The sequence below is a fragment of the Brevibacillus sp. HB1.1 genome (assembly GCF_013332445.1).
In the GTDB taxonomy this organism is placed as follows: domain Bacteria; phylum Bacillota; class Bacilli; order Brevibacillales; family Brevibacillaceae; genus Brevibacillus; species Brevibacillus porteri.
Genome location: NZ_JABMIV010000012.1, coordinates 25815 through 50542, shown reverse-complemented (window position 1 = coordinate 50542; position 24728 = coordinate 25815). Strand labels below are relative to the sequence as shown.

The 24728-nt window shown below is 50.7% G+C and carries 18 protein-coding genes and 2 riboswitches; of the genes, 1 reads left to right on the top strand and 17 read right to left on the bottom strand.

The features are described 5' to 3' along the window. Positions 1-23: 23 nt before the first annotated feature. The 11 genes from HPY27_RS24900 to kdpB (HPY27_RS24850) all read right to left on the bottom strand — a co-directional run bounded on the left by HPY27_RS24900 (position 24) and on the right by kdpB (HPY27_RS24850) (position 16344). Complete coding sequence (locus HPY27_RS24900) at positions 24-1355, bottom strand: DUF4179 domain-containing protein (protein WP_174226244.1); 1332 nt, start codon at positions 1353-1355, stop codon at positions 24-26. A 157-nt stretch (positions 1356-1512) separates the two neighbouring features. Next, on the bottom strand, positions 1513-2367 hold the full coding sequence (locus HPY27_RS24895) for an arginase family protein (protein ID WP_173624145.1): 855 nt from the start codon (positions 2365-2367) through the stop codon (positions 1513-1515). Positions 2368-2417: 50 nt separating this feature from the next. Continuing rightward, positions 2418-3143, bottom strand: coding sequence for a hypothetical protein (locus HPY27_RS24890; protein WP_174226296.1), 726 nt, complete (start codon positions 3141-3143; stop codon positions 2418-2420). A gap of 12 nt (positions 3144-3155) precedes the next feature. Next, entirely contained in the window at positions 3156-5486 is a 2331-nt protein-coding gene (locus HPY27_RS24885; protein ID WP_069851949.1) for a universal stress protein, read from the bottom strand. Between the two features lie 21 nt (positions 5487-5507). Beyond that, a complete protein-coding gene (kdpC, locus tag HPY27_RS24880) occupies positions 5508-6071 on the bottom strand; it encodes a potassium-transporting ATPase subunit KdpC (protein ID WP_017247182.1) in 564 nt (187 codons plus the stop codon). Positions 6072-6106: 35 nt separating this feature from the next. Beyond that, the gene (gene kdpB, locus HPY27_RS24875; protein ID WP_017247181.1) at positions 6107-8146 is read right to left on the bottom strand and encodes a potassium-transporting ATPase subunit KdpB; all 2040 of its coding nucleotides are present in this window, start codon (positions 8144-8146) and stop codon (positions 6107-6109) included. A gap of 210 nt (positions 8147-8356) precedes the next feature. Further along, positions 8357-10030 carry a potassium-transporting ATPase subunit KdpA gene (kdpA, locus tag HPY27_RS24870; RefSeq protein ID WP_174226243.1) on the bottom strand — a complete coding sequence of 558 codons (1674 nt, stop codon included), beginning with the start codon at positions 10028-10030 and terminating at the stop codon, positions 8357-8359. A 58-nt stretch (positions 10031-10088) separates the two neighbouring features. Further along, the gene (gene kdpF, locus HPY27_RS30680) at positions 10089-10166 is read right to left on the bottom strand and encodes a K(+)-transporting ATPase subunit F (protein WP_111914364.1); all 78 of its coding nucleotides are present in this window, start codon (positions 10164-10166) and stop codon (positions 10089-10091) included. 559 nt (positions 10167-10725) lie between these two features. After that, a riboswitch (cyclic di-AMP (ydaO/yuaA leader) is annotated at positions 10726-10872 on the bottom strand. Between the two features lie 161 nt (positions 10873-11033). Then, positions 11034-12971, bottom strand: a complete 1938-nt coding sequence (locus HPY27_RS24860) for a putative bifunctional diguanylate cyclase/phosphodiesterase (protein ID WP_174226242.1) — start codon at positions 12969-12971, stop codon at positions 11034-11036. 9 nt (positions 12972-12980) lie between these two features. Beyond that, positions 12981-14306, bottom strand: coding sequence for a methyl-accepting chemotaxis protein (locus HPY27_RS24855; protein ID WP_174226241.1), 1326 nt, complete (start codon positions 14304-14306; stop codon positions 12981-12983). Between the two features lie 37 nt (positions 14307-14343). Further along, positions 14344-16344: a potassium-transporting ATPase subunit KdpB gene (gene kdpB, locus HPY27_RS24850; RefSeq protein ID WP_174226240.1), complete on the bottom strand. Its 2001-nt coding sequence runs from the start codon at positions 16342-16344 to the stop codon at positions 14344-14346. Positions 16345-16511: 167 nt separating this feature from the next. Here kdpB (HPY27_RS24850) and HPY27_RS24845 point away from each other — a divergent pair, with 167 nt between their 5' ends. Beyond that, positions 16512-16880 carry a Na-translocating system protein MpsC family protein gene (locus HPY27_RS24845; RefSeq protein ID WP_017247174.1) on the top strand — a complete coding sequence of 123 codons (369 nt, stop codon included), beginning with the start codon at positions 16512-16514 and terminating at the stop codon, positions 16878-16880. Positions 16881-16936: 56 nt separating this feature from the next. On the opposite strand, the gene HPY27_RS24840 is transcribed toward HPY27_RS24845, so the two are convergent. The 6 genes from HPY27_RS24840 to HPY27_RS24815 form a co-directional block, all read right to left on the bottom strand. Beyond that, positions 16937-17347, bottom strand: coding sequence for a hypothetical protein (locus HPY27_RS24840; protein ID WP_069851935.1), 411 nt, complete (start codon positions 17345-17347; stop codon positions 16937-16939). Between the two features lie 17 nt (positions 17348-17364). Continuing rightward, complete coding sequence (locus tag HPY27_RS24835) at positions 17365-18300, bottom strand: glycine betaine ABC transporter substrate-binding protein (protein ID WP_174226239.1); 936 nt, start codon at positions 18298-18300, stop codon at positions 17365-17367. Further along, positions 18297-19136 (bottom strand): ABC transporter permease, encoded by an 840-nt coding sequence (locus tag HPY27_RS24830; protein ID WP_174226238.1) that lies wholly within the window; start codon positions 19134-19136, stop codon positions 18297-18299. The genes HPY27_RS24835 and HPY27_RS24830 overlap by 4 nt, the downstream gene beginning before the upstream one ends. Continuing rightward, the gene (locus tag HPY27_RS24825; RefSeq protein ID WP_017247170.1) at positions 19120-20346 is read right to left on the bottom strand and encodes a quaternary amine ABC transporter ATP-binding protein; all 1227 of its coding nucleotides are present in this window, start codon (positions 20344-20346) and stop codon (positions 19120-19122) included. The genes HPY27_RS24830 and HPY27_RS24825 overlap by 17 nt, the downstream gene beginning before the upstream one ends. 394 nt (positions 20347-20740) lie before the next feature. After that, positions 20741-20887: riboswitch (cyclic di-AMP (ydaO/yuaA leader) on the bottom strand. Between the two features lie 756 nt (positions 20888-21643). Next, complete coding sequence (locus HPY27_RS24820; protein ID WP_017247169.1) at positions 21644-21844, bottom strand: cation transporter; 201 nt, start codon at positions 21842-21844, stop codon at positions 21644-21646. Positions 21845-21908: 64 nt separating this feature from the next. Further along, entirely contained in the window at positions 21909-24329 is a 2421-nt protein-coding gene (locus tag HPY27_RS24815; protein WP_174226237.1) for a heavy metal translocating P-type ATPase, read from the bottom strand. Positions 24330-24728: the final 399 nt, after the last annotated feature.

Genomic DNA, 24728 nt, shown 5'->3' with positions numbered 1-24728 from the left:
TTTCTCCTGTTTTTAAAAAAATCTTATTTTCCTGTCAAAAGAGGTACTTCAATGTTCACATCGCGATGCTCCTTCAACATACTGTCAAAGGTGATCGTCATTTGCTTCGGCAAGGATTTCATCTCCTCGATTTCCAAATTCCCGCTTACTTTCATCCTTCCATTTTGATTGGCGGATTCCTCGACATGGTATACCGCACTGTACTTTTTGCCCTTTTCGTCCGTCACGTACCATGTATCAAACGGGAAGATCCCCACAACTCCTTCCGCTAGCGTCCCCTCAAATTCGATGTTGTGGCGATCCTCTCTGCTTCCCTTAGATACCTTGTGAAACGTGAAGCGAGTCCCATTCTTTTCTGCCGTAACTGGTTTTGCTCCCACACTGGCAGGGTCCAGTTTTACGCTGAATCCTGGCTCTTCCTCTGTATAAACAGCTTGCAGCTTAAAGGTTAGACCATTCGATTCTTTCAGGTCGTGGAAGTAATGAAATTGTCGCAGCCCTTTTTCCACTGGAGCAGACTCGCGCCATTTCATCGTATTGATTACGTTTTTCTGAATGCTCTCATCATGGATAGCAACTGCAGAGTCCCATGCGCCAAGGACGACTCCCTTTTCATTGACAAGCTGATAGCTGAAGTCCTTGTTATTCGAATCAATCACCACTTCTGTTCCACTCGGTGCAAAGGTAATCTCTCGCAAATCGAACTGAAATCCTTGGGCAGAGGTATAGGACTGATTGACAGCCACTGTTTTCGTCGCAGCCTTTGCTTTTTTCAAGTTCACGGGTACCGACAGCTGCCAGTTGCCTTTGGTACTGCCCATCTTTTTCATGTGGAACTCTACGACCAGCTCGTTCGGCAGCTTGTTCCCATCGTCAAAATAGCTTCTGAGCTCATGTTCAAACAGGATGTAATCCCCTATCTGGTTTGTTTTCCACGACACTTGATTAGGGGATGAGCTATGTAAAACCTTGCCCGCTTTATCCTTGATCGTGATTTCTTGATATTCATGGGTGGGGGCGTGGAAATTATCCCAATACACATCTGTTGTCTTGCCGTCTTTGTCTTTTACCCCGGCGATGATACTGATGCGCAGCGGGTCTGCTAGAACCTCTTTTGCTTCCAAGGTAAAGCCTTGATCGGTCACTTTCAGATCAAGCGGCTGGGCAAATCCATTTTGAGCGGCTTGCAAAATTCCAGGATCTCCAGCCTTTTGCGAGACAAACAAGCTAGTATTCACAGACGGTGCTGCATTCACCACTGTTGCCTGACTATTTGTGAAAAGCGCCGGGGACACGAGGATTCCCGTTGATACAACGACTGCCAATGCTGCCACACTTAATGCCATCTTTTTCATAACTGCTCCACTCCTTGTTTTCCTAGATTCACTCTATATTCACGAGAAACAATCGTTCAGTTCACGAGGAGCACGCAAAAAAAGAGCCCGACAGCCTGAACGAATCAGGATTACCGAGCTCACTTGCTATCAAATTTATTTCATGGATGGGAGTACTTTAAACACGTGCAGCTAGTACCCGGGCGAGCAACTCTACCAGTCTCCGCGCATACTCGCCTGTGGTATCCCTTGCCCCTGAGAATTCCGTTACTTCCATACTTGTCACGCGTGAATCTCGTAAGACAGTTGCCAGCAATGCCTCCACTTCCGACAGGGACAATCCAATCTCACTTGGCGAATAGGCAGCCGCCATCGCGTCTTTGTGCATGATATCTACGTCGAAATGAACGAGGATTTTCGCATCAGGCGGGATCGATTGGAGCAGATGAGAAACTCGTTCCACGATGCTTCCTTCTGTGAGCTGGGCCAAGGTCATGACCTCTACGCCAAATGTCTCTCCAGGCATCTGCTGACAGCCGACAAGGCGGATTCGCTCTGCATCCCAGCCGCTTGGTTCGATCCATTGTCCGTGATCCTGAAGCAAAAACCATAATCCCATCCCTGCCGCCCCAATACAGCGGGAAGCCGATGGCACTACTGCATCCAGATGACCGTCAAGCACCAGCAGATACGCATTCTCTTGATGAATAGCCCGATGAGCCTGCGCCGTTGCAACGACCAAACTGCAATCGCCGCCGAGCATCAAGACAAAGTCGTCTGTATCGAGCCACTCTTGCGCGTCCTTTTGTAGCACATCCCAAAGCATACGAGGAGCCGGCCAATTACGAACCGGTGGAATATTATGGCGCGGCAAATCATCGGGAAGATGCAGATTACCTACATCCTGCACATCCAAGCCACGCTGCTGCAACTGCTCGATCAATCCTGCTGTACGAAGCGCGTCCGGAGCTAATTCTGTACCAGAGACATATGCTCCTGTGAAATGCGGGATACCAGCTACTTTTACGTTTATAAACAGTCCCTCCCAAGGAAATTCATCGTATGAACATCCCTAAAAGTATATCACAGCTTCGTTTGCAATAATTGGATGAGATCACTGACAGACGGCTGTAACCAACGATCTGGCATGGATGCTTTTTCCCCGCGTAGCAATTGGCAAGCAAGCGCATTCGGATGGACATCTGCACTTAAGAAATACACTTGGTTTACAGGTTGCGGGAGTGCGTCCATGACTTCTACATATTTGTTGACATACACTTGCAACGCATCCCGATAGGCTGGAGTGGTTAGTGCCGCGCCACACCACACGTCAATTCCGGTCAACGCCTTGGCATGGGCTGCATCCAAGCTTTTTGCGAGCGAGCAGACAACGAACAACAGCTTCTCTGGCGCCAGCTTGAATCGCTTCTGATACTGTTTGGCAAAACGGGCAAGTGTCGCATTCCAAGACGGCGTATCGTAGCTGCCGAGATCAGGGATGCATTTGAGTGCTCCTACCAGTTGTTCGTCTTTTTTCATAAACAACAGACCGTCAATCACTTGAAACGAAAGCCCGGCTAATTGCCCAGACAAAAACTCACCCACCCGCTCATGCATGACGCGAGAGATTCGCTGTGAGGATTTGCGCTTTAATTTTTGCCGTATGCGCACCTCTTCTTCCTCCAGGTAGACCCGTATCAGCCTGGAAAACAAATCTGCCTCCCTAGTTGACTCTAGTATCAGGCACTCCAAACGGCTATAGGCGTCTGCCACGCTTTGGTCCCATTGCCCTTCTTTTTCTGTGCCCATCATTAACCTCCCTCACATCATATCGGGTGCGTGATCGGCCACGACCAGCACATCCATGTGTCGAACCTCCCGCAATAATCGCTGGATGACCGAACCCTCGAGAATTTCTTTCCAGCGAGTCCGCGCCGACTGCCCGATGACGACCTGTGTCGTTCCTTTTTCGTTCATATGCAAGACCAGCTTGGTGAAAACCTTACGTCGGGAAGGGGCTTCGTATCGTTCGAAACGACCTCCGAGCCGCTCTGTTAGTGCTTTCAGCTTCGCCAGCTGTGTCTCTTCCTCTTCTGTCAGCGACGGATGATCCTGCACGTAAGCGACATGCCAGGACGCCTTCAGCCGATAGGCAATGCGGAACCCTCGGCGAATCAATCGTTCACTGTCTGCGCGCAAATTCACACAGACAAAAATGACTTCCTGCTGCCGCCAAGGCCCGCGCAACGTTCGTCGCTCCCACGCCTCCAAGCGTTCATCGACATCGTCAGCCACTTCACGCAAGGCCAGCTCTCTTAATGCGATCAAATTCCCTGTTTTGAAAAAGTTGGTCAGCGACTGCTCCACCTTTTCCATCGCGTAAATATTGCCCTCTCGCATCCGCTGACGTAGTGCTTTCGGTGAAATATCAATCAGCTCTACCTCATCTGCCTGATGCAGAATATGGTCCGGCACCGTCTCTCGCACGCGGATTCCCGTGATTTGCTCGACGCTGTCGTTCAAGCTCTCGAGGTGCTGAATATTCATCGTGGATATGACGGAAATACCCGCAGCCAAAATCTTCTCGACATCGTGATATCGCTTCTCATAGGCACTCCCCGGCACATTCGTATGTGCCAGCTCATCTACCAATACGACCTCCGGATTTCGCCGAATAATTTCGTCCGTGTCCATTTCTTCGAGCGTCACGTTTTTGTATGGAATGCGCTTGCGCGGGATAAGAGGAAGTCCCCCTACCTGCTCAATGGTTTCTTTTCGTCCATGCGTTTCCAAAAGCCCAATCACCACGTCAATGCCAATTTCGGCGAGCTCGTTTCCTTCTCTCAGCATTGTGTACGTCTTGCCGACACCAGGTGCGGCTCCTACATATACTTTTAGCGTCCCACGCTTGATTTTCCCGATTTCCTCCTGCATCTCCTCATCGGAGAGGCGTCGGTACGGATTGGCCGTTACCGCTTGTTCTCGCTTGGTCGGCATGACGCGCTCACCGTCCCGCTCAGAACGATCTGCCACGATCAAGATATCGATATTTTTCGTTTGCCGAAGAATCTTATGAACGATGGAGCCATACCATATCTCTTCCCAGCGCGTACGCTTGGACTGCCCCATGACGATTCGGGTCACATTATTCTCCATCGCATAAGCGACGAGCTCGTTTGCTACGTCTTTTTCACGTGCAAGCATCTGCTCTTCAAAGGTACCTCCGACTTTGTCCACGAGCTTTCCGATGGATCTCTTAAAAGTCGCTTCTTCCTTCGTCAACTTCTTAGATAAAGGGAGAAAACAGACGACCAAGAGCTCTCCGCCGAGTCTCTTGGCAACCTGTTGTCCGCGCCGAACTAATATCGAGCCATTCCAATGATACTGGGCAGAAACCAGCACCTTCTCTGTGGCTCCTGAAGCCCCCACCATGCCGTGCTTCTCCCGATAGTCCTCCAAATCCTCGTTTACGCCCGTAGCAACAAAACGCAGCGCGAGTTCCCGCAGCATATGCAGATTGTCTCTGCGAAACAACGGATGCTTGGTTCGAGTCGGGTTGCGATCGTCTTCTTGCAGCCGTTTCAGGATGGCTTCTGGCGTAACATCGAGCAGCTTCACCTCGTCTGCCATGGCAAGCGTATCTTCCGGGACACACTGGTCGATCCGTACCTCTGCCTTCGTCAGTCGCTCTGCCATCTCTTTCATCCCGGCCAATTCGTAAATGTTGACCGTCGCTATCACACTAATATTGTGGTTCAGCAAATACTGAACATCGTCCAAGCTGGTTGGTCGCGGGGCATCTGGACGATTGCGATGAGCCAAACCGTCTACGAGCACGACTTCCGGATCTCGTTCGATAATGGCTGCAACGTCCAGATCATGTCTCGCTTCCCCGAGAGAATACCAGATGATTGGCTGGATTTGTTCCAAGCCCTCCCGCTTTTGCGCCAGCTTGGGATGAGTGGCCTCACCTGAGCCAGCTACAACCACATCAATCCCTTTTTTCTTAAGCGTCTGCCCTTCCATTAGCAGATGATAGGTTTTCCCTGAACCACTGACTGCCCCCAGAATGATTTTCAGCCTGCCCCGGTGCATTCTGGAGATGGACTGCAAGATTTCCTCCGGGGACTTTCGCCGAAACTGCTCTACCATCTCGCAGCCCTCCTTCTATCTTTACTTCTTCAATTCGTCCAAGGCCAAATTTAGCTTCACCACATTGACACGCGGCTCCCCAAAAACACCCAAGCTTCTTCCGTCTGTATTGGCTTCAATCAGTGCCTGTAGTTGTACCGGTTCGAGATTGCGCGCCTTGGCTACACGCGCTACTTGTATCTGGGCAGCTTTTGGCGAGATATGCGGGTCCAAACCGGAAGCGGAATTGGTCAGCAAATCAGCCGGGATGTCTTCCTGCTTCACGCCAGGATTCGCTGCTAGAAATGCGGCGATATCCTTTTGCGTACGTTCGATCAGGGCCGGGTTGGATGGCGCGTAGTTGTTCGAGCCAGAGCCTGACGCATTGTTATCAATAGAAGAAATGCGTCCCCAGAAGTACTTCGGATCGGTGAAGGTCTGCCCAATCAGCTCGGAGCCGACCACCTTGCCGCTCGCATCGGTGATGAGACTACCACTTGCTTGGGCAGGCATGACAACCTGTGCAACCCCTGTCATCGCCAGCGGGTAGGCAACGCCGCAAATCAACAGCAAAACGAGGCTGAGACGCAAATTTTTCAATATCATATCAGTTCACCTGAGCTTTCTTTTTTCAATATGAGTTACACCAGATTCAATCCGACCAAAATCAAGTCAATCAGCTTGATGCCCACGAACGGAACGATAATTCCTCCCAAGCCATAGATCACCAGGTTGCGGCTAAGCAGCTTTGTCGCGCTCATTGGCGTGTATTTCACGCCTTTCATCGCCAACGGAATCAGGATCGGGATGATGATCGCATTGAAGATCAACGCGGACAGAATCGCACTTTGCGGTGTAGCCAGACCCATGATGTTGAGCGCACTCATTTGTGGGATCGCCAGCATGAACATCGCAGGAATGATCGCGAAGTATTTCGCTACGTCATTGGCGATACTGAACGTCGTCAATGCACCGCGTGTCATCAAAAGCTGCTTGCCAATCGCCACAACCTCGATGATCTTAGTCGGGTCAGAATCCAGATCGACCATGTTCGCTGCTTCCTTCGCTGCTACCGTACCCGTGTTCATCGCCAAACCGACATCGGCTTGTGCGAGAGCTGGCGCGTCATTCGTACCGTCACCTGTCATGGCGACCAGTTTGCCTGCCGCTTGTTCTTTGCGGATCAGTGCAATCTTATCTTCCGGCTTGGCTTCGGCTACGAAATCGTCCACACCTGCTTCGCGGGCAATCGTCGCTGCTGTCAGCGGGTTATCCCCCGTGCACATGACTGTACGAATTCCCATGCGGCGCAGCTCTTCAAAGCGTTCGCGCATGCCTGGCTTTACGGTATCTTTCAAGTAAATCAATCCGAGAATCGTATTGCCTTCTGCTACAGCCAATGGCGTGCCGCCCGCCGTCGCAATCCGGTTTGCTTTTTCATCCAAGTCAGCAGGGATGTTGCCCCCTTGCTCTGTTACATATTTTTTGATGGCATCGACTGCCCCTTTGCGAATGAGGACGCCGCTTGCTAGATTCGTCCCGCTCATTCTTGTTTCTGCGCGGAACTCCACACCCTCGGAACCAGGCAATACCAGTTCAGCAGGTGCCAGACCTTGTTTTTTCGCCAGCTCTACAACAGAGCGTCCTTCCGGTGTTTCGTCATGGATGGAGCTTTGTGCAGCTACACGGTTCAATTCTGTGCTTTTGCTGTCGCCTACAGTGACAAACTCAGCAGCCATCCGGTTACCATGCGTGATCGTTCCCGTTTTATCTAAAATAATCGTGTTGATGTCACCGGATGCCTCTACGGCTTTACCAGACATGGCGATGACGTTAAACTGTGTGACCCGGTCCATACCCGCAATCCCAATCGCTGACAAGAGTCCGCCAATCGTGGTCGGAATCAAGCAAACGAGCAAAGCAATCAGTGTTGCAACTGGAATGGCTGCATTCACATAGTTCGCAATAGGCTGCAAGGTCGTGCAGACGATCAGGAAAATCAACGTCAAGCTAACCAACAGCGTATTCAACGCGATTTCATTCGGGGTCTTCTGTCTCTTCGCGCCCTCTACCAACGAAATCATGCGATCCAAAAACGATTCGCCGGGATCCGTCGTCACGCGGACGCGGATGCGGTCACTGACGACACGTGTACCTCCCGTGACGGAGCTGAAATCGCCACCTGCTTCTTTAATGACCGGAGCAGATTCACCCGTAATCGCAGATTCGTCCACAGAGGCGACACCCTCGACGATTTCCCCGTCGGATGGAATCAGCTCGCCTGCTTCCACTATGACCAGATCGCCTTTTCGAAGTTCTGTGGAACTGACGACTTGAATGCGTCCATCTTTCCCCACTTTTTTTGCTTGCGTGTCCTGCTTCGTTTTTTTCAAGCTCTCTGCCTGTGCTTTGCCGCGCCCTTCTGCCAAGGCTTCTGCGAAGTTGGCGAACAAAATCGTCACGAACAGGATAAAGCTGACAACGCCGTTGAAAAACGGGTCCGAAGCCCCCCCAAACAAATTGGGTGCAAACGTCAGGAGGAGCGTAATGAAGAATCCGATCTCTACCACGAACATGACAGGATTTTTCATCATCACACGCGGGTCCAATTTTTTGAAAGACTCGACAAAGGCCCGCTGGTACAAATCTTTAGGAAGCGCAACCGTGCGCGTTCTACTCATGGAAAATTACTCCTTTGCCTCTAGTATGGATATTTGTTCAAAAAGTCGGCTTTTCAGCACCGAGAAAGTGGCGAGAACCTGAAGAAGGAGGAGCGGAGTGTAGGGGACCTACATGAGCACCGGACTTCGAAGGTGAACGCTACTTTCCATGCCGAATTTGCTTCCACGATTACATCGTGATCAAAAGTCGACTTTTTGAACTTCCTCTAATTAACGGATCGTGAGCCACTCGGCGATTGGGCCAAGAGCAAGCACAGGCAGGAATGTCAGTGCGCCTACGATTACCACAGTCGCAATCAAAATCACCGTGAATACACTATTGTCTGTGCGCAGTGTACCCATCGTTTCTGGTACCGGCGTTTTTGCGAGCAAGGAGCCTGCTACCGCCAGCATCGTAATGATCGAAACATATCGACCGAACAGCATGACGAGTCCCGTAGAAATGTTCCAGAAAGGTGTGTTGTCGCCCAATCCTTCAAAACCGGAACCGTTGTTGGCTGCCGAAGAAGTGTACTCGTACAGCACTTGTGAAATGCCGTGGAAGCCTGGGTTCGACACTGCGGATGATCCCATTTCTGTCGCCAATGCAATAGCGGTTGGCGCCAAAATGATCAGGGGATGAACGAGAATCGCGATGGCGATCAGCTTCATCTCTTTACCTTCGATCTTGCGGCCGAGGAATTCAGGCGTACGCCCTACCATCAAGCCCGCCAAGAATACAGCCAAAATCGCATACATCAAAATGTTAATCGTTCCGACGCCATCTCCGCCAAATACGCAGTTGAGCATCATTTCACCGAGCGGAACCAAACCGCCAAGTGGCGTCAATGTATCGTGCATGTTGTTCACAGTTCCTGTCGTTGCCGCTGTTGTCACGGCAGTGAACAAGGCGCTTTGTGCGATACCAAAACGGACTTCTTTTCCTTCCATGCTGCCCATTACTTGTGACAGGCCAGCCCGTTCCAGCGCCGGGTTGCCGTTTACTTCATTGGCATACGCCGTGACCAGGAACGCCAGGAACATCGCGAACATCGCTCCAAAAATAACCCAGCCTTGCTTGCGGCTCTTCGCCATGAAGCCGAATGTGAATGGCAGTGACGCCGGGATCAAAAACATCGACATAATTTCGATCACGTTTGTTAGCGGTGTCGGGTTTTCAAATGGATGCGCGGAGTTTACCCCGAAGAATCCGCCTCCGTTTGTTCCCAAATGCTTAATGGATACGAGTGAAGCGACCGGACCGCGAGCGATTTGTTGCTCCGTTCCGCTAATAGTTGTCGCTGTTGCCGTCGGCTCCATTGTCTGCGGCACGCCTTGGGACACCAAGAGCAATGTCACGACAATCGCCAGCGGAATCAACACACGTGTATGAGCACGTACTAGGTCTACGTAGTAGTTACCGATGCTGCGCTGCCCTGTCAGCCCGCGCATGAAGGCCATCACGACCGCGATCCCTGTTGCTGGCGTTGTAAACATCAGGTAAATAATGACCAGCATTTGCGACAGGTACGACAATCCGCTCTCCCCGCTGTAATGCTGAAGATTCGTATTCGTCAAAAAGCTAATGGCCGTGTTAAAGGAAAGCAACGGCTCCATCGCCGTAATTCCACTTGGGTTTCCCGGCAGCATCCCTTGCAAACGAAGCAAGAGATAGGCAATGGCTACCATCGAAATGTTGCTGACCAGAACAGCCATTGCGTACTGCTTCCAGGTCATATCTGCTACACGAATGCCAGACAGCTTGTATATCGCTTTTTCCACCCCGCCAAAAACACGGTCCAATCGGGTCGTCTCCAGCGAAAAGGAGCGTACCAAATATTTTCCCATCGGTATGGCGAGCACGAAAAGCACCACCAAAACCAACGCTATTTGTAAAAAGTCCACGACAGTTCCTCCTACTCCCTCTAAAAAATGGTTCCCAATAAACGAATGATTCTAACCCCTAGTATTTTTCCGGGTAAATCAATGCGTGGCACAGGTACATCGCAAGCCCTGCCACAATCAGCAGCAACCAGATCATTTCTCTTTCCCTCCCTGTTCTCTTACCACGGCGTCACAAAACTTGATGAGTGCAAAAAATACACCGAATGAAAGCGCCAAGAGCAGTATGGAAACCACGTCCATGCAATGTCCCTCCTTTTTTGCCGTACTAACTATTCCGTGAAGTCTGGCCGACTCGTCTCTCTCGCTTCCCCCTGCACAGGCTTCCTTTTTTGAAAAAACCTGCCATTTGGGAAAAAAATAGACCAATGCTTACGATTTCCCCGAAAGACCGCCGCATTTGACCGAACTGAAGATGGACAGACGAACGAAGTCGCCCGCATCCCGCGGCAAATAATACGATCCTTTGTATCGGAGAAAAAGTACTCATTGGTCTACCTAACGCCCAGCCGACTTGAAGTTGCCTTCTTTGCGTTTTGTCTCCCGTTTCCTTTTTCCGAAAACAGTTATTTACTTGTAAGTAACAACGGTCATTGACCGTTTTTGAGCAAAACGAAAAGACCTGCATTACGTTTCGAGTCAACCCTTGTCGTCCCTCAATGGATAACAAAAAGGCCTCCTCAAACAGGCGGTCTTTAGACCTCCCTCGCTTTAGCCGACGAAGTTAGCTGACGGGTAGGATGGCGAAAGAGTTTCTCATCCCTCCCACGATTCATGCGTGGGATTAACCCCTACTGATTGGGTCCTCCGTTCCCGAGTGCCTCGGGATTTGGCCATATTTGCAATTGTTGGTTACGAGTCTCATTATACGTCCGGCATAATCGGATGTTAATGTCCTATTTCAGTCTTTTTCACACGATTTTTGCGTTCTTTATCCGTGTAAGCGATTTAAACCTATCAGGCCTCATCCGATCATGATATTTCATCGTTTCTCTCCTTTTTTCATTTATTTTCCCCATACTGCAAGAGCAGTCGTGCCTGATTGTTGCATCCATTCTTCCAATTGCTCCGCAGGTAATGGCTTACTACAGTAGTAGCCCTGCATTTCATCACACTGCTGCTCACGCAAAAAGGTCAGCTGAACTTCGTTTTCCACCCCCTCCGCCAGCACGTTCATTTGCAAGCTGTGCGCCATGGCAATGATCGACTTGGCGATGACGGCATCTTCGTTTTCTGTAATATCATTCACAAACGACCGATCAATCTTTAAGCGGTTAATGGGAAAATCACGCAAGTAGCTTAGCGAGGAGTAGCCTGTCCCAAAATCGTCGATGGACAGCCATATCCCCAGATTTTTCAGCTCATGCAGGATTCCAATGAACCGCGTGGCGTTTTGCATGACGGCACTTTCTGTAATCTCTAGCTCCAGAAATTGCGGTTGCATCTGCGTTTCTTGGAGCACCTGTTTGATCATGCCAACCAAATTCTCCTGCTGAAATTGGCGGGCTGATAGATTCACCGCTATGCGCAGGGAAGGATAGCCTGCTTCTGCCCATGCTTTGTTTTGCTGACAAGCCGTTCGAAGCACCCATTCCCCAATGGGCACAATCAAGCCAGTCTCTTCCGCCAAGGGGATAAATTCGGCTGGCGAGACCATTCCCCATTCAGGATGCCGCCACCTGAGCAGTGCCTCCACCCCGACCACCTGATTTGTTTTGCAATCGAGCTGCGGCTGATAATGCAGGCTAAACTCATTGCGCTCCAACGCCTTGCGCAGCTCCTGCTCGACTGCCAGCCGTTCCGCCGCATGAAGGCTCATCGTAGACGAGTACAGGTTGTACCGATTCCTGCCCTTTTCTTTGGCACTGTACATGGCGGCATCTGCATGCTTCATGAGGGTTTGCGTATCCTCTCCATCTCTCGGGAAAATACTGATCCCGATACTTGTCGTGACAATGCATTCCCGATCCTCTACCTGAAGCGGCGATTGCAAGGACGCAATGATCCGATCTGCCAACGCAATCACCTCTGTCTCGTCAGAAATCGCAGGGAAGATCATCGTAAACTCATCTCCGCCCATGCGAGCCAATATGCCTGCCGATCCGACATTTTCCTTTAATCGATGAGAGAGCGACTGGAGCAAGCAGTCCCCGAAATAATGCCCCAAGGAGTCGTTGATGTATTTAAAACGATCCAAATCAAAAAACAGGATTGCCATCATCTGTCCTTGCTGCTTCGCCTGGGATAGCGCAATCGTCAGCTCCGCCTCGAAAAGTCGACGGTTCGGGAGATCAGTCAGCGCATCGTGGTACGCCATGTGATTGATTGTCTGCTCTGCCTGCCTGCGATCCGTCACGTCGCGGATAATCCCGCGCAGCCCGGTGACACCGCCCGATTTTTCGCTAATTTTCACAATGGAGCCCTCCACTAAGCGCCTCTGACCGTCACGCTGGACAAACGCCCAGTCAATTTGCTGGACAGGCGTCCCGGTATGCGACACCCACCGAAACGCGTGCTTTAGCTTCAAAGCATCTTGCTTGCCCACATACTCCTGATAGCTTGCTCCCAGCAACTCATGCGCAGGTGCTCCAAGTATTTCAGAGAGTGCAGGATTCACAGCGAGAAACCGACCTCGCTCGTCCAATTCGTAATAACCGTCTTTGATGCTCTCCAATATCGAGTGAATCTTCCTTTCCTCGTTCTCCCAATACGTTTGTTCCAGCTGATGCGTATCACAGGCGTACCTCAGAGCCATGCGATAGCAGATAGCCGTGATGATCAAGATAGGCACTAACCCAGCCAGCCATACACCTCCTCGCGTTTCCTCCGTCAAGAAGAGCAGCAACAAGACGATGACAAGCATGAGCGCGGCAACCGCAGCAGCCAGCTTTAGCGCCGTTTGTTTTTGCCTCTCGATCCGTTGCTGCTCTAGCCATAGTCCCATACCCATCACCTATGTCTTGAATCTGCGAATCAAACTTTTTTGCTGGTGAGCCAGCTTGCTGAGTGAATCAAGGCACTCACGAAACGCCTCCACCGCACTGTTTTGCTGATAGGCCGCTTGTGCCACTTGATCAGCCCGCTCAGACGCCGCCTTCGCGATATGTGCAAGCTGACCCATTTGGGCTGTCACTGTCACCGTTTTGCCCGCGGTATGATCCAAACCTGTCGCGACTTGGTTCATGTGCATGGATACTTGCTGGACCGCCAGACTAATTTTTGCAAACGCATCCCCTGCTTCCTTTACGACCGTCACGCCAGAAGCGACCTCTGTATTTCCTCCTTCGATAGACCCTACTGCCCGGGCAACGTCCTGTCGCATCTGTTCGAGCATGTCAGCGATCTGCTCCGCCGCTTGCCTGGATTGATCTGCGAGCTTTCTCACCTCACCGGCTACGACGGCGAAGCCTTTGCCTGACGCTCCCGCTCGTGCCGCTTCAATCGCAGCATTGATCGCCAAAAGATTTGTCTGATTCGCCATCGCCTTAATGATAGCCACACACGCTTCAATCTCCCTTGATCGCGTGCCCAGCTGCATCACAGCTTTCTCTGTTGTGGTAAAAGCAGCCGCAATGTCTGCCATCTGCTGCACGGTGTTTGAGATGACTTCCATTCCTGTTTCGGCCGCCGCAGAGGCACTTTTGGCTGATCCGAAGACATGCTGCGCGTACTCCTCCATTTGTTTCACAGCTTCTTCTACGTGTTCCATCGAATCGACGGTTTGATCGGAGCCTTTCATTTGCTCCCCAGCGCCATCCACCAGCTCTTGCATCGCTGCGACAACCGATCGGCTGTTTTCCGTTGCTTGCAAGGCATTCGTCGCCAGCTCCTCAGAAGCATTCGCAACATGATCCGCTCCCGTACTGATTTGCCCGATCAAATTGCGTAAATTCCGCGCCATCTGGTTAATCGCTTGCGCTACCTGCCCCACCTCATCCTGCGTGGCGATCTGAATCTCTGCTCCTGTCAAATCTCCTGCTGCCATTGTTTCTGTCGCATCGGCAATGACACGAATGGATCGGCTAATTTTTCCAGAGATGATCCAGCCCAATCCGATGATCAAAACAAACATCCCAACACTCGTCACATAAATGTAGGAAAGCTCCTCAAGCACACTCTTTTCTACTTGCCTGATTGCTTCTTCTCCAAGTCCCAAACTGGCATCATAGCGCGCATTGATTTCAACCAGCTTTGTGTAATAGAGCTGCCCCAGCACTCCGATTAGCAGGGCCGTAGCGACAAAGCCGCACATGATTTTGGAACGCAACGATACGTTCACGTGAGTACACCTCCGTATGTCATTCATAGCTGTTTGGTTACCAGAACAGTTGCAGTCCCATATCAATCAGCTTGATTCCGATGAACGGAAAAATGATTCCTCCTACGCCGTAAATCAACAAGTTCCGGACGAGAAGCTGGTTCGCATTCATGGGCACATAGCGCACTCCCCGCAATGCCAGCGGGATTAAGAGTGGGATAATAATCGCATTGAATAAAAGTGCGGATAGAACAGCACTGGACGGAGACTGCAGGTTCATGATGTTCAAAAGCTGCATCTCGGGTACTTGCTCGACCAGCATCGCAGGGATGATCGCAAAATACTTGGAAAAGTCGTTCGCGATACTAAAGGTCGTCAATGCGCCGCGGGTCATGAGAAGCTGCTTCCCGATGGAAATGACCTGCAAAATCTTCGTCGGGTCTGAATCGAGATCGACCATGTTGGCCGCTTCCTTCGCAGCCGTTGTCCCGCTGTTCATCGCGATGCCTACATCGGCTTGGGCCAGCGCTGGCGCATCATTCGTGCCATCTCCGGTCATCGCAACCATTTTCCCTTGTGCCTGCTCTTCCCGGACGATTCTGATTTTGTCCTCGGGCTTGCTCTCGGCGATAAAATCGTCGACCCCAGCTTCTTTGGCGATGGTGGCCGCTGTCAGTGGATTGTCGCCTGTGCACATGACGGTCCTAATGCCCATTTTCCGCAATTCTTCAAAACGCTCACGAATCCCGGGCTTCACCGTATCCTTCAAGTAAATCAGGCCAAGAACCTGACTGTCCTTGCATACAGCGAGTGGAGTACCACCTTGCAGCGAGATTCGCGCGCTTTTTTCTTCAAGATCTGGTGGCACCATGCCCCCCCGCTCCCTGACATAGGCACTAATGGCGCTAACTGCTCCTTTTCGATAGTAGACGCCTTTGTAATTCAAACCGCTCATGCGCTCCTCAGCAGTAAACGGGATAATCTCTCCTTCGTACGCTTTGACATCGCAGACAACCTGATTTGCTTGGGCGAGCATCATGACGGAGCTTCCCTCTGGCGTATCATCGAACAGCGAAGTGAGCACTGCGACTTCCATCAGCTCCCTCTGGTCGACTCCTGCTACAGGAACGAATTCTGCCGCCAGTCGGTTACCATACGTGATCGTGCCTGTCTTGTCCAAAATGATCGTGTTGACATCACCAGCCGCTTCTACTGCCTTACCCGACATCGCGATGACACCAAAGCGGGTGACACGATCCATCCCCGCAATGCCAATGGCCGATAACAAGCCGCCAATCGTGGTCGGAATGAGACAAACGAGCAAAACGACCAAGACGGAGATATCCAGCTCGATACCCACATACGAAGCAATCGGAACCAGCGTGACGACGACAATCAAAAAAATAAGCGTAAAGACGATAAGAACTGTATTCAAGGCAATTTCATTCGGTGCTTTTTGACGCTTGGCCCCTTCAATGAGCATAATCATCCGATCCAAAAAAGAGTCCCCGGGGTTCGTCGTAATTTTCACGATAATAGAGTCACTAATGACACGTGTCCCGCCCGTTACAGACGTCTGGTCGCTGCCCGCCCTTTTGATGACCGGAGCCGACTCACCCGTGATCGCAGATTCATCAATGGAGGCCAAGCCATCGATAATGTCACCATCTCCTGGGATGATATCTCCTGTTTCGACCAAGACCTGATCACCTTTACGCAGTTCGCCAGATGAAATCACCTGCACACTGCCATCGGCTTTGAGTCGCTTGGCTTCCGTATCCCGCTTGGCCCTTCGCAATGTATCTGCTTGTGCTTTCCCACGTCCTTCTGCCAATGCCTCAGCAAAATTCGCGAACAACACCGTGAATAATAAAACGGAAAAAACGACTGTATTCCACCCTACCTGATCCTCCGTACCAAAATACTTCGGAAACAACAGCATCAGCAAAATCAGAACCGTCCCGAGCTCTACGACAAACAGCACGGGATTCGATTTCATGACCAACGGGTTCAGCTTGCGAAAACTATCAAGTAGAGCCTTTCCTATCAATTGTTTCATAGCTCCTCCACATGCAATAACGCATAGATCAAATAGAGAAAAATACCAACAGCAAAAATGGAGACGATCACCACAGGAATGTTTCCCCCCTCTTTTTTCGTAGGTTGACAGCCCCAAGACGGCTGAGTAATATTAGGCACAATGATAAATTATGGGAGGTATGGCGTTTGGCCATCTCTAACAAAAAAAAGCTGGAAGCCGAAATCAGCGAAGCATTCATAAAATTTCAGCGCGATCTGATTGGACGAGGTCCACAGGAAGCGAAGACCTACATCGTCGGTGATATGGTCATCGTCAGATTTAAAGGTGTTCTCACCGTCGAAGAAAAGCATCTGTCCAGTCACGATAAAGGTCGCCGCATCGTCAAAGAAATGCGCGAGGTTCTCCGTGAGATGTATAGCGAAGAATCGGAAGAAATCGTAGAAAAGCTGACAAGCTGCAAGGTACTATCCAGCCATAGTGATATCAGCACGAAAATGGGTGAACGGATCGAGGTTTATGTATTGGACAAGGACCTCGAAAAAATATTAGGCTAATTTTACAAAGCGCGGCTCCGCCTTCATTTGCAGGCGGAGCCTTTTCTATTCCTCTCTTACCCACTCATCTGTTCGGCCAACCAGCCGTAGCCTTTATACCCGGGCTGGCTCACAATGACGTGATTCGCCCCGAGCGCCTTGTATAACATCGCGTTCCGATGTTCCTGCGTCATCACAAAAATCCGGCAGGTGCCAAGCTGCTTGAACAGTGTAATGAAGTCGCGTCCCTCCGCCCACTCATCGGGAAAGATGTAGACGGAATGGTAGAGCAGCAAGGATTCCTGATCGCGGTAGCACTCGTCAAATGAGATGGGCAAAAAACGCTGAATCGTCTTGTCGCAAGGCCCCGCTGTCAATGAAAAGGCACCGGGATTCCTTCCCCAAAAAGCAGGCAAACTGTCACAGCATAGTGTCTGGACAAAAGAAGTGAAAGCTTCCCCCTTGCCCATTACGAGATAATGCTTCATAGCAGCGCCTCCCTTCCTTATTGGAGATCCTCAATGGACGAGATGTTCATGTACGAAGGAACCACGAGTCCGATTTTGGTTCCGTCGAGATTCGGACCCAAATCCTCGATTTGCCCACCAAACTTTTTCAAATAGCTCGTATCTGTAGACGGCAGCCAAGCCGCAACCATCCCATCTACATCCCCAATGGCCACTCCTGCCCACATCGGTCCAGTCTGCACCTGACTCAATTCGACTTCATACCCCAGCTTCTGCTCCAGCACATGCTCTACAACGTGCGAGCTGGCAATCTCGGAATCCCATGCTACATAAGCGAGAGTCAGCTTCTCTCTTTGGACAGGCTGGATGCCCTCCACCCATTTCGCTACTTTGGCTTCGTTGTTTTTTACCCATTCCGCAGCGGCCACTTCCGGATCTTTTCCGTCAATCATTTGGACCATGACTGACTCCATATCGGCTGGCTCCCACCAGAACTTATCCAGAAACTGATAGGCAGCAGGCTGATCCTCTTTCAGCCCTTTGCGCACGATGGTATGGATTTGTTCCGCTCCGCCAAAGCCGTTCTTCGGGTCCTCCAAATATTTCAAATCCATCTTTTTAAACATCCAATGCGGCGTCCAGCCCGTAATGATAATCGGTTCCTTCGCTTCGTACGCCTTGATCAAAGCTGCTGTCATCGCTGCATCGGAGCCTTCAACAAGCTGCCATTTATCCAAGCCATACAAGTTCATGACTTCCTCTGTCTTCACCATCGAGCCTGCTCCTGCGTCGATTCCGATGATTTTGTAGTCGAGCTTTTCTCCTAGCGCGTTGTCCGACATCTCAGAAGGAATAGGACCGACTACCGTTGCTGTCGGTATTTGTGTGTTTGTGTTTTGACTGGAGCAGCCTGCGAGCCAAGCTGTCGCTCCCATCATCACTGCCAGTAAAGCTGGAACCGCTTTGTTCATCATATGTTTCTCTCCTTTTTTCCTGCATGTTGAGTAAGCCGATCCAAGACGATAGCGATGATCACGATGGATAGCCCCGCCTCGAATCCTCTTCCTATATCCACTTGCGAAACGGCACGATATACGTCTGCACCCAAGCCTTTCGCCCCGATCATAGCCGCTATGACCACCATCGACAGGGCGAGCATGATACACTGATTGACTCCCGCCAAGATCGTCGATTTCGCATACGGCAGTTGCACTTTCACGAGCTTTTGCCACCCAGTTGCGCCAAAGGCATCCGCTGCTTCCTCCATTTCCGCTGGCACCTGACGTATGCCTAAGTTCGTGAGACGCACAATTGGCGGCAAAGCAAAAATAACGGAGGCAATGACTCCCGGCACTTCACCCAAGCCAAAGAAAAAGATTGCGGGAATCAAGTAAACAAACGCTGGCATCGTCTGCATCAAATCCAGTATTGGCGTGACCAGATTGCGAAACGTATCGTATCTCGCGCAAAGAATGCCCACCGGAATCCCGATGGCGATCGAAATCATGGTGGCAGTGAGGACGAGTCCCAATGTCTCCATCGTTTCATCCCAGTACCCCAGGTTGTGAATGAGAGAAAGTCCGATAACCGTAAAGACCATAGACGCTCTCCCTGCAAAAACCCACGCAGCGGCCCCCAGCAGCAAGATGAGAATCAGCGAAGGTATCTCTGCCAAAACCGTGGAACAGTAAGTCACCATCGTAGAAATGACGATAGACACTGGATCAAACAATACCCCTTTGTACTGGCCCAGCACCTCCACGAACCCTTCCATCCATTCGCCAATCGGCAGCTTAGGCACGACGTCCATCACTCATCACCTCTGCTCTCTGGTGTTCTTGGACATTGACTTTGCCTACCAGCCCGCCTAGCACCGCTCCTTTTACGATGACACCCAACAAACGCTGCTGCTCGCCCACTACCGCAATCGGGACGTGCAGGTCTGCCATCATCGGGAACAAGCTGTGCAGACGTGCGTCAGGTGAAACAGTAGGGAGGTCGGTTTTCATAATCGTCTCCAGTGAATCCCCCGTACCGATCGCGAGTGATACGTCATACGCCGTAATCAAGCCGAGCAGTGTGCGCTTTTTGTCCACGACGTACAAGCTGGACACACCGTTATCCATCATGAGTTGCAGCGCCACTCGCGCCCCTTTGTCAGGCGTGATTGCTTCTGCCCGTTTCATCACATTTTCAGCAACGAGCACTCTGGACAGGTCGGCATCCTCGACGAACTTCCGCACGAATTCATCCGCTGGGTCTGCCATGATTTCTTCCGGGCGGCCGATCTGAATGATCTGTCCGTCTTTCATAAAGGCAATCCGATCACCCAGCCTCAACGCCTCGTGCAAGTCATGTGTAATGAACAGGATCGTCTTTTTCATCGTCATCTGAAGCTCCAGTAGCTCATCCTGCATGTCTTTTCGAATGAGCGGGTCCAGTGCACTGAACGCTTCGTCCATCAAGAGAATATCTGGATTATTAGCCAACGCCCGCGCCAAGCCGACTCGCTGGCGCATCCCTCCGCTCAATTGATCCGGGTACGCATTTTCCCACTCGGTTAATCCAACGAGCGCAAGCGCTTCCCGTGCTTTTTCTTGCCGGAGTCCTGGTGGTACTTGTTGAATCTCCAAACCGAACTCGACGTTTTCTCGTACCGTCCGCTGCGGAAACAGGGCGAAGTTTTGGAAAACCATCCCGAGCTTCTTCCTCCTCACCTCGCGCAAAGCCGATGCCTTCATGTCCACGATCTCTTCCCCGTCGATCTCGATGCTTCCACTCGTTGGATCAATCAGTCGATTACACAGTCGGATTAAGGTTGACTTGCCGCTGCCGGACAGGCCCATGATCACGAAGATTTCACCTTCCTCGACTTCAAAGCTGACCTGATTCACCCCGATAGACTGGCCCGTTTGCTTGTAAATTTGTTCTTTCGTACGTCCTTCTGCCAGTAGCTTCAAGGCCAGCTCGGGCTGCTTGCCGAACACTTTTGTCAGTTGATGGACCTTCATTTTGGGCATGGTATCCCTCATCCTTCGTTTTTTCGTAAATGCAAAAAGCCTGCGAAGTTTCCACACTCCAGCAAAACCAAGCAGGCACGCTTGATTTATACTCGTGTAAAAAATCCGCAGGCTTACGTAATACCTGGCATCCCTTTTCAGGACTCCCTGTACTCTGTCTTCCTGATTTCGATTGTCAGCGGTTTATCTCGTACCGACTGCCTCCCAGCGATCCACACGTTTTTCGATAACGTCTGTATGGCGTAAGCTGCTCATCGGTATTTCCATAAAAAATAGGCCGATCCATCCTTTTTCTCCAGAACAAAGGTCCCAAAGAAAAAGCCTGCATCGGCCTATCACACGCCCGCAAGGAATCCCCTTGTTGCGTATTATATGCCTAGACTTTATCCATCCATGACCTTCCCTGCTTTGGCCGACGAGGTTAGCTGACGGGTAGGATGGCAGAGAAGACTTTTCCTCATCCCTCCTGATCACTCAGGATTAACCCCAAAAGATTGGTTCCCCCGCTTCCGAAAATTTCGGAACTAGGCCGTATGTGTTGTTTCTTGATTAAGCTTGATTGTGATTTGATTATACGCTCGCTTCCAGTTATTGTGAACGTTCGTTTAGCACGGTTTTAACCGGACTTTGTCTTTCTTTATGAATCGGATTGGATTAGCTCTCGGTTACTCATTCGATTAAAGGAATCGTGCGTTATTCTCTCTCGCATGTGGGGTGGGGAGGAAACAGGAGAAAACGCTCAGCTTCTTGGAACACCTGCGAGGGAGCATCGGTGCCCGGCTTCGTGAAAAAAAGCGAAACCGCGTCCAAAGTAGTCCATTCAAGATGTGTCTCAGAGGTGGACGCTAAAGGCAGTTTCTCTTTTTTTCACTGCGCCTCGGTAGGTGTGTCCAAAGATCTTCGCTTATTTCTCCTGTTTCCTCTACGAGCTGTTGGGAGTCTACATGCATTTAATGAAGCACCCCCTTGAATGCTGCTTTCAAGATGTAAACAATAGTCGCTTGGGAAGAAGAACATTTCCAGTCCTAGCGCCTCTGGAGCCCAACTCAGCGTAGAAATGAATGGCGGGGGTTGTCAGCTTCAACCTCTGCGAATACATCTTCGAAACTCTACTTTTGAAGCGCTCCCGACATTCATTTCGGAGCGGACAGTCTAACCCCTTGCGGGGCGTAGGCCGAAGCGTAGACTGGAAATGGGCTTCTTCCCATCCCCTACAGCTACTCCAAGCAAAACAGCCAAAAAGCTCCCGCCTCATGGAATCAGGCAGGAGCTTTTTTCGATAGTAATAGCACGATGCTTAAACGACGTCGTAGCCTTGGTCTTCGATTGCTTCTTTTACTGCTTCGAGTGTCAATGTGCTCTCATTGTAGGAAACATCAACCTTTTTATCAGCCAAGTGCACTTTGCCTTCTGCACCCAATTCTTTCAATGTATTCTCGATGCGCGCTACGCATTTGTTGCAAGACATACCTTCTACGTTCAATGTGATATTTGTCATGATCAATCTCTCCTTACATTTTATGTTGTATAGGTAAGGCGGACAAAGCCGCTTGTTACTGTTGTTACAGCTTCACTCGTTGCAGTCTCAGTGCGTTGAGTACAACGGATACGGAGCTGAAGGCCATTGCAGCACCGGCAAGCCATGGAGCGAGGAAGCCAATTGCGGCAATCGGGATGCCCAAGGTGTTGTAGGCCAGTGCCCAGAACAGGTTTTGCTTGATGTTGCGGATGGTGAGTTTGCTCATCTCGATGGCGTCTGCGACACTGGTCAGTTCGCCGCGCATCAAGGTAATATCGGCTGCTTCCATAGCCACATCTGTACCTGTACCGATTGCCATACCGACGTCAGCGGTAGCGAGTGCAGGAGCATCGTTGATACCATCGCCGACCATCGCAACTTTTTTGCCTTGTTCTTGCAGTTTTTTCACTTCTGCGGCCTTGCCTTCAGGCAGGACTTCTGCGATGACGTGATCGATTCCTGCTTCACGGGCAATGGCCTCAGCAGTTTGACGGTTGTCACCGGTCATCATGATCACAGTCAATCCCATTGCTTTCATGCGTTGAACAGCTTGCTTGGAGGTCGGTTTAATCGTATCCGCTACGGCAATCAAGCCAGCGAGCTTGCCTTCGACGACTGCGAGCATCGCCGTTTTACCGGAGCGCTCCAGTGCCAGCATGGTATCAGACACTGCTTGATACGAAATTTGATGTTTTTCCAGCAAGCGGCGGGTACCGACGAGTACTTCTTTGCCAGCGACGGTTGCCTGGATACCGAAACCAGGAATGGCTTCAAAAGAATCTGTATTCGTCAAGGTGATTCCTTTATCTGCAATTCCGCGAACGATGGCTTGAGCCAATGGGTGCTCGGAATTTTTCTCAGCGGCGCCGACCAAAGAGAGTAGCTCTTGTTCTTCGATATCAATGGTAATGACGTCTGTCAGTTCTGGCTCGCCTTTGGTTACAGTCCCTGTTTTATCGAGGACGATCGTATCCAGGTGGTGAGCAGTCTCCAGATGCTCCCCGCCTTTGAACAGGATACCCAACTCAGCTGCGCGTCCAGAGCCCGCCATGATCGAGGTCGGTGTTGCCAGACCGAGGGCGCACGGGCAAGCGATTACGAGTACAGCAATTGCTTTTTCCAAAGCCTCACCGAAATTGCCAGGTATAACGAAGAAGTACCAGATCAAGAAGGTAAGAATGGCAATCCCTACGACGATTGGGACAAAAATCCCCGAGATGCTGTCAGCTACGCGCTGAATCGGTGCTTTTGTTCCTTGTGCTTCTTCCACTACTTTAATGATTTGCGCCAGAGCCGTTTCTTTTCCGACTTTGGTTGCCTGGACCTTCAAAAAGCCGTTTTTGTTCAAGGTGGCGCCGATGACGGTATCGCCTGCGGCTTTATCCACCGGAATACTTTCACCAGTCAGCATGGACTCATCCACTGCGGACTGTCCTTCCATGACGATGCCATCGACAGGTACTTTGTCGCCCGGCTTCACGTGAACGACGTCGCCCAGTCTTACTTCTTCTACAGGAATGGTCATTTCGACGCCATCCCGTACGACTACTGCTATTTTTGCTTGCAAGCCCATCAGCTTGCGGATCGCTTCCGAAGAGCGTCCCTTTGCTTTCATCTCAAACAGTTTACCCAAGACGATCAACGTGATCAGTACCGCACTCGTCTCAAAATACAGCTCCAGCATATGGCCGCCATGAGCACCGATGGAGTTGATCGCGACCCATAAACTGTAGAAATAAGCAGCTGAGGTACCGAGAGCAACCAGCACATCCATGTTAGCACTCTTGTTGCGAAGGGCTTTGAAAGCTCCCACGTAAAACTGTGCTCCGATGATGAATTGTACCGGTGTTGCCAATGCGAGCTGTACCCACGGATTCATCAAGATTTCAGGCAGCCAGATAAACGAGGTGAAGGAAAAGTGGCTCACCATCGACCAGAGCAGCGGGAGCGACAGAATCGCGGAAATCCAGAACTTGCGGGTCTGCCGTTTGATTTCTTCCTGGCGACGATCTACTTTTTCTTCTTCTTTGCCTTCTTCCTTGCGAGTCGCCTGATACCCTAGCTTTTCTACCTTTTGAATAAGGTCCGTCACACTTACCTGTGATGAATCGTACTCGACAGTGGCTGTTTCCATCGCCAGGTTCACGTTTGCCTTCAGAACCCCAGCTGTTTTGTTCAAGCCTTTTTCGATCCGGGTGGAGCAAGCCGCACATGTCATTCCCGAGATGTTTAGCTCCACCTTGTCAGTGACGACACCATAGCCGAGAGATTCAATTTTGGAGCGGATGTCGTCGATGTTCGTTTTCGATGGATCGAACACGACTGTGGATTTTTCCAAGGCCAGATTGACGTTGGCAGTCTCCACTCCCTCCATTTTTCCCAGGCCCTTTTCGATGCGCAGTGCACAAGCTGCGCAAGTCATCCCTGAGATTGCGACTGTTGCCTCTGCTGTTTTGGCACTCATATTAATCCCTCCAAATACCCTAAAGGGGTATATTTTATCGTATCGTTTCCCTTACGTTGTTTCCTGTTCACACCCTTACTATACAATACCCCCTCAGGGTATATCAAGCACTTTTTTCAATTTTTTTCTAAATGGGCTTTACGTGCTGAAAACACAGGGAAAAATGATGGGGTTGGTCCTCTATCCTTGGTGCCGGACGAAGCCCTGCCACATGTTTTCCAGTCGCCTTTTTCCTCACTGCGTTCGGGCGGTCTCCTTCCAAACATATGGCAGTACTTCTTAACAGCGAAGATTTTTGCCGCGCTTTTAAACCATAATGCGAGTTTGTACGGAGGAGTTACAACCAAGATAATTTTTTGAATTGGAGGGAGTCTTCTAAGTAACCCTCTTAAGACAGCT

What these genes read in the sequence shown, in the direction of transcription:
- HPY27_RS24900 (WP_174226244.1), bottom strand. Translation starts at nt 1,355, where the DNA reads ATGAAAAAGATGGCATTAAGTGTGGCAGCATTGGCAGTCGTTGTATCA.
- HPY27_RS24890 (WP_174226296.1), bottom strand. Translation starts at nt 3,143, where the DNA reads ATGGGCACAGAAAAAGAAGGGCAATGGGACCAAAGCGTGGCAGACGCC.
- HPY27_RS24885 (WP_069851949.1), bottom strand. Translation starts at nt 5,486, where the DNA reads ATGGTAGAGCAGTTTCGGCGAAAGTCCCCGGAGGAAATCTTGCAGTCC.
- kdpC (WP_017247182.1), bottom strand. Translation starts at nt 6,071, where the DNA reads ATGATATTGAAAAATTTGCGTCTCAGCCTCGTTTTGCTGTTGATTTGC.
- kdpB (WP_017247181.1), bottom strand. Translation starts at nt 8,146, where the DNA reads ATGAGTAGAACGCGCACGGTTGCGCTTCCTAAAGATTTGTACCAGCGG.
- kdpF (WP_111914364.1), bottom strand. Translation starts at nt 10,166, where the DNA reads ATGATCTGGTTGCTGCTGATTGTGGCAGGGCTTGCGATGTACCTGTGC.
- HPY27_RS24860 (WP_174226242.1), bottom strand. Translation starts at nt 12,971, where the DNA reads ATGGGACTATGGCTAGAGCAGCAACGGATCGAGAGGCAAAAACAAACG.
- kdpB (WP_174226240.1), bottom strand. Translation starts at nt 16,344, where the DNA reads ATGAAACAATTGATAGGAAAGGCTCTACTTGATAGTTTTCGCAAGCTG.
- HPY27_RS24840 (WP_069851935.1), bottom strand. Translation starts at nt 17,347, where the DNA reads ATGAAGCATTATCTCGTAATGGGCAAGGGGGAAGCTTTCACTTCTTTT.
- HPY27_RS24835 (WP_174226239.1), bottom strand. Translation starts at nt 18,300, where the DNA reads ATGATGAACAAAGCGGTTCCAGCTTTACTGGCAGTGATGATGGGAGCG.
- HPY27_RS24830 (WP_174226238.1), bottom strand. Translation starts at nt 19,136, where the DNA reads ATGGACGTCGTGCCTAAGCTGCCGATTGGCGAATGGATGGAAGGGTTC.
- HPY27_RS24825 (WP_017247170.1), bottom strand. Translation starts at nt 20,346, where the DNA reads ATGCCCAAAATGAAGGTCCATCAACTGACAAAAGTGTTCGGCAAGCAG.
- HPY27_RS24820 (WP_017247169.1), bottom strand. Translation starts at nt 21,844, where the DNA reads ATGACAAATATCACATTGAACGTAGAAGGTATGTCTTGCAACAAATGC.
- HPY27_RS24815 (WP_174226237.1), bottom strand. Translation starts at nt 24,329, where the DNA reads ATGAGTGCCAAAACAGCAGAGGCAACAGTCGCAATCTCAGGGATGACT.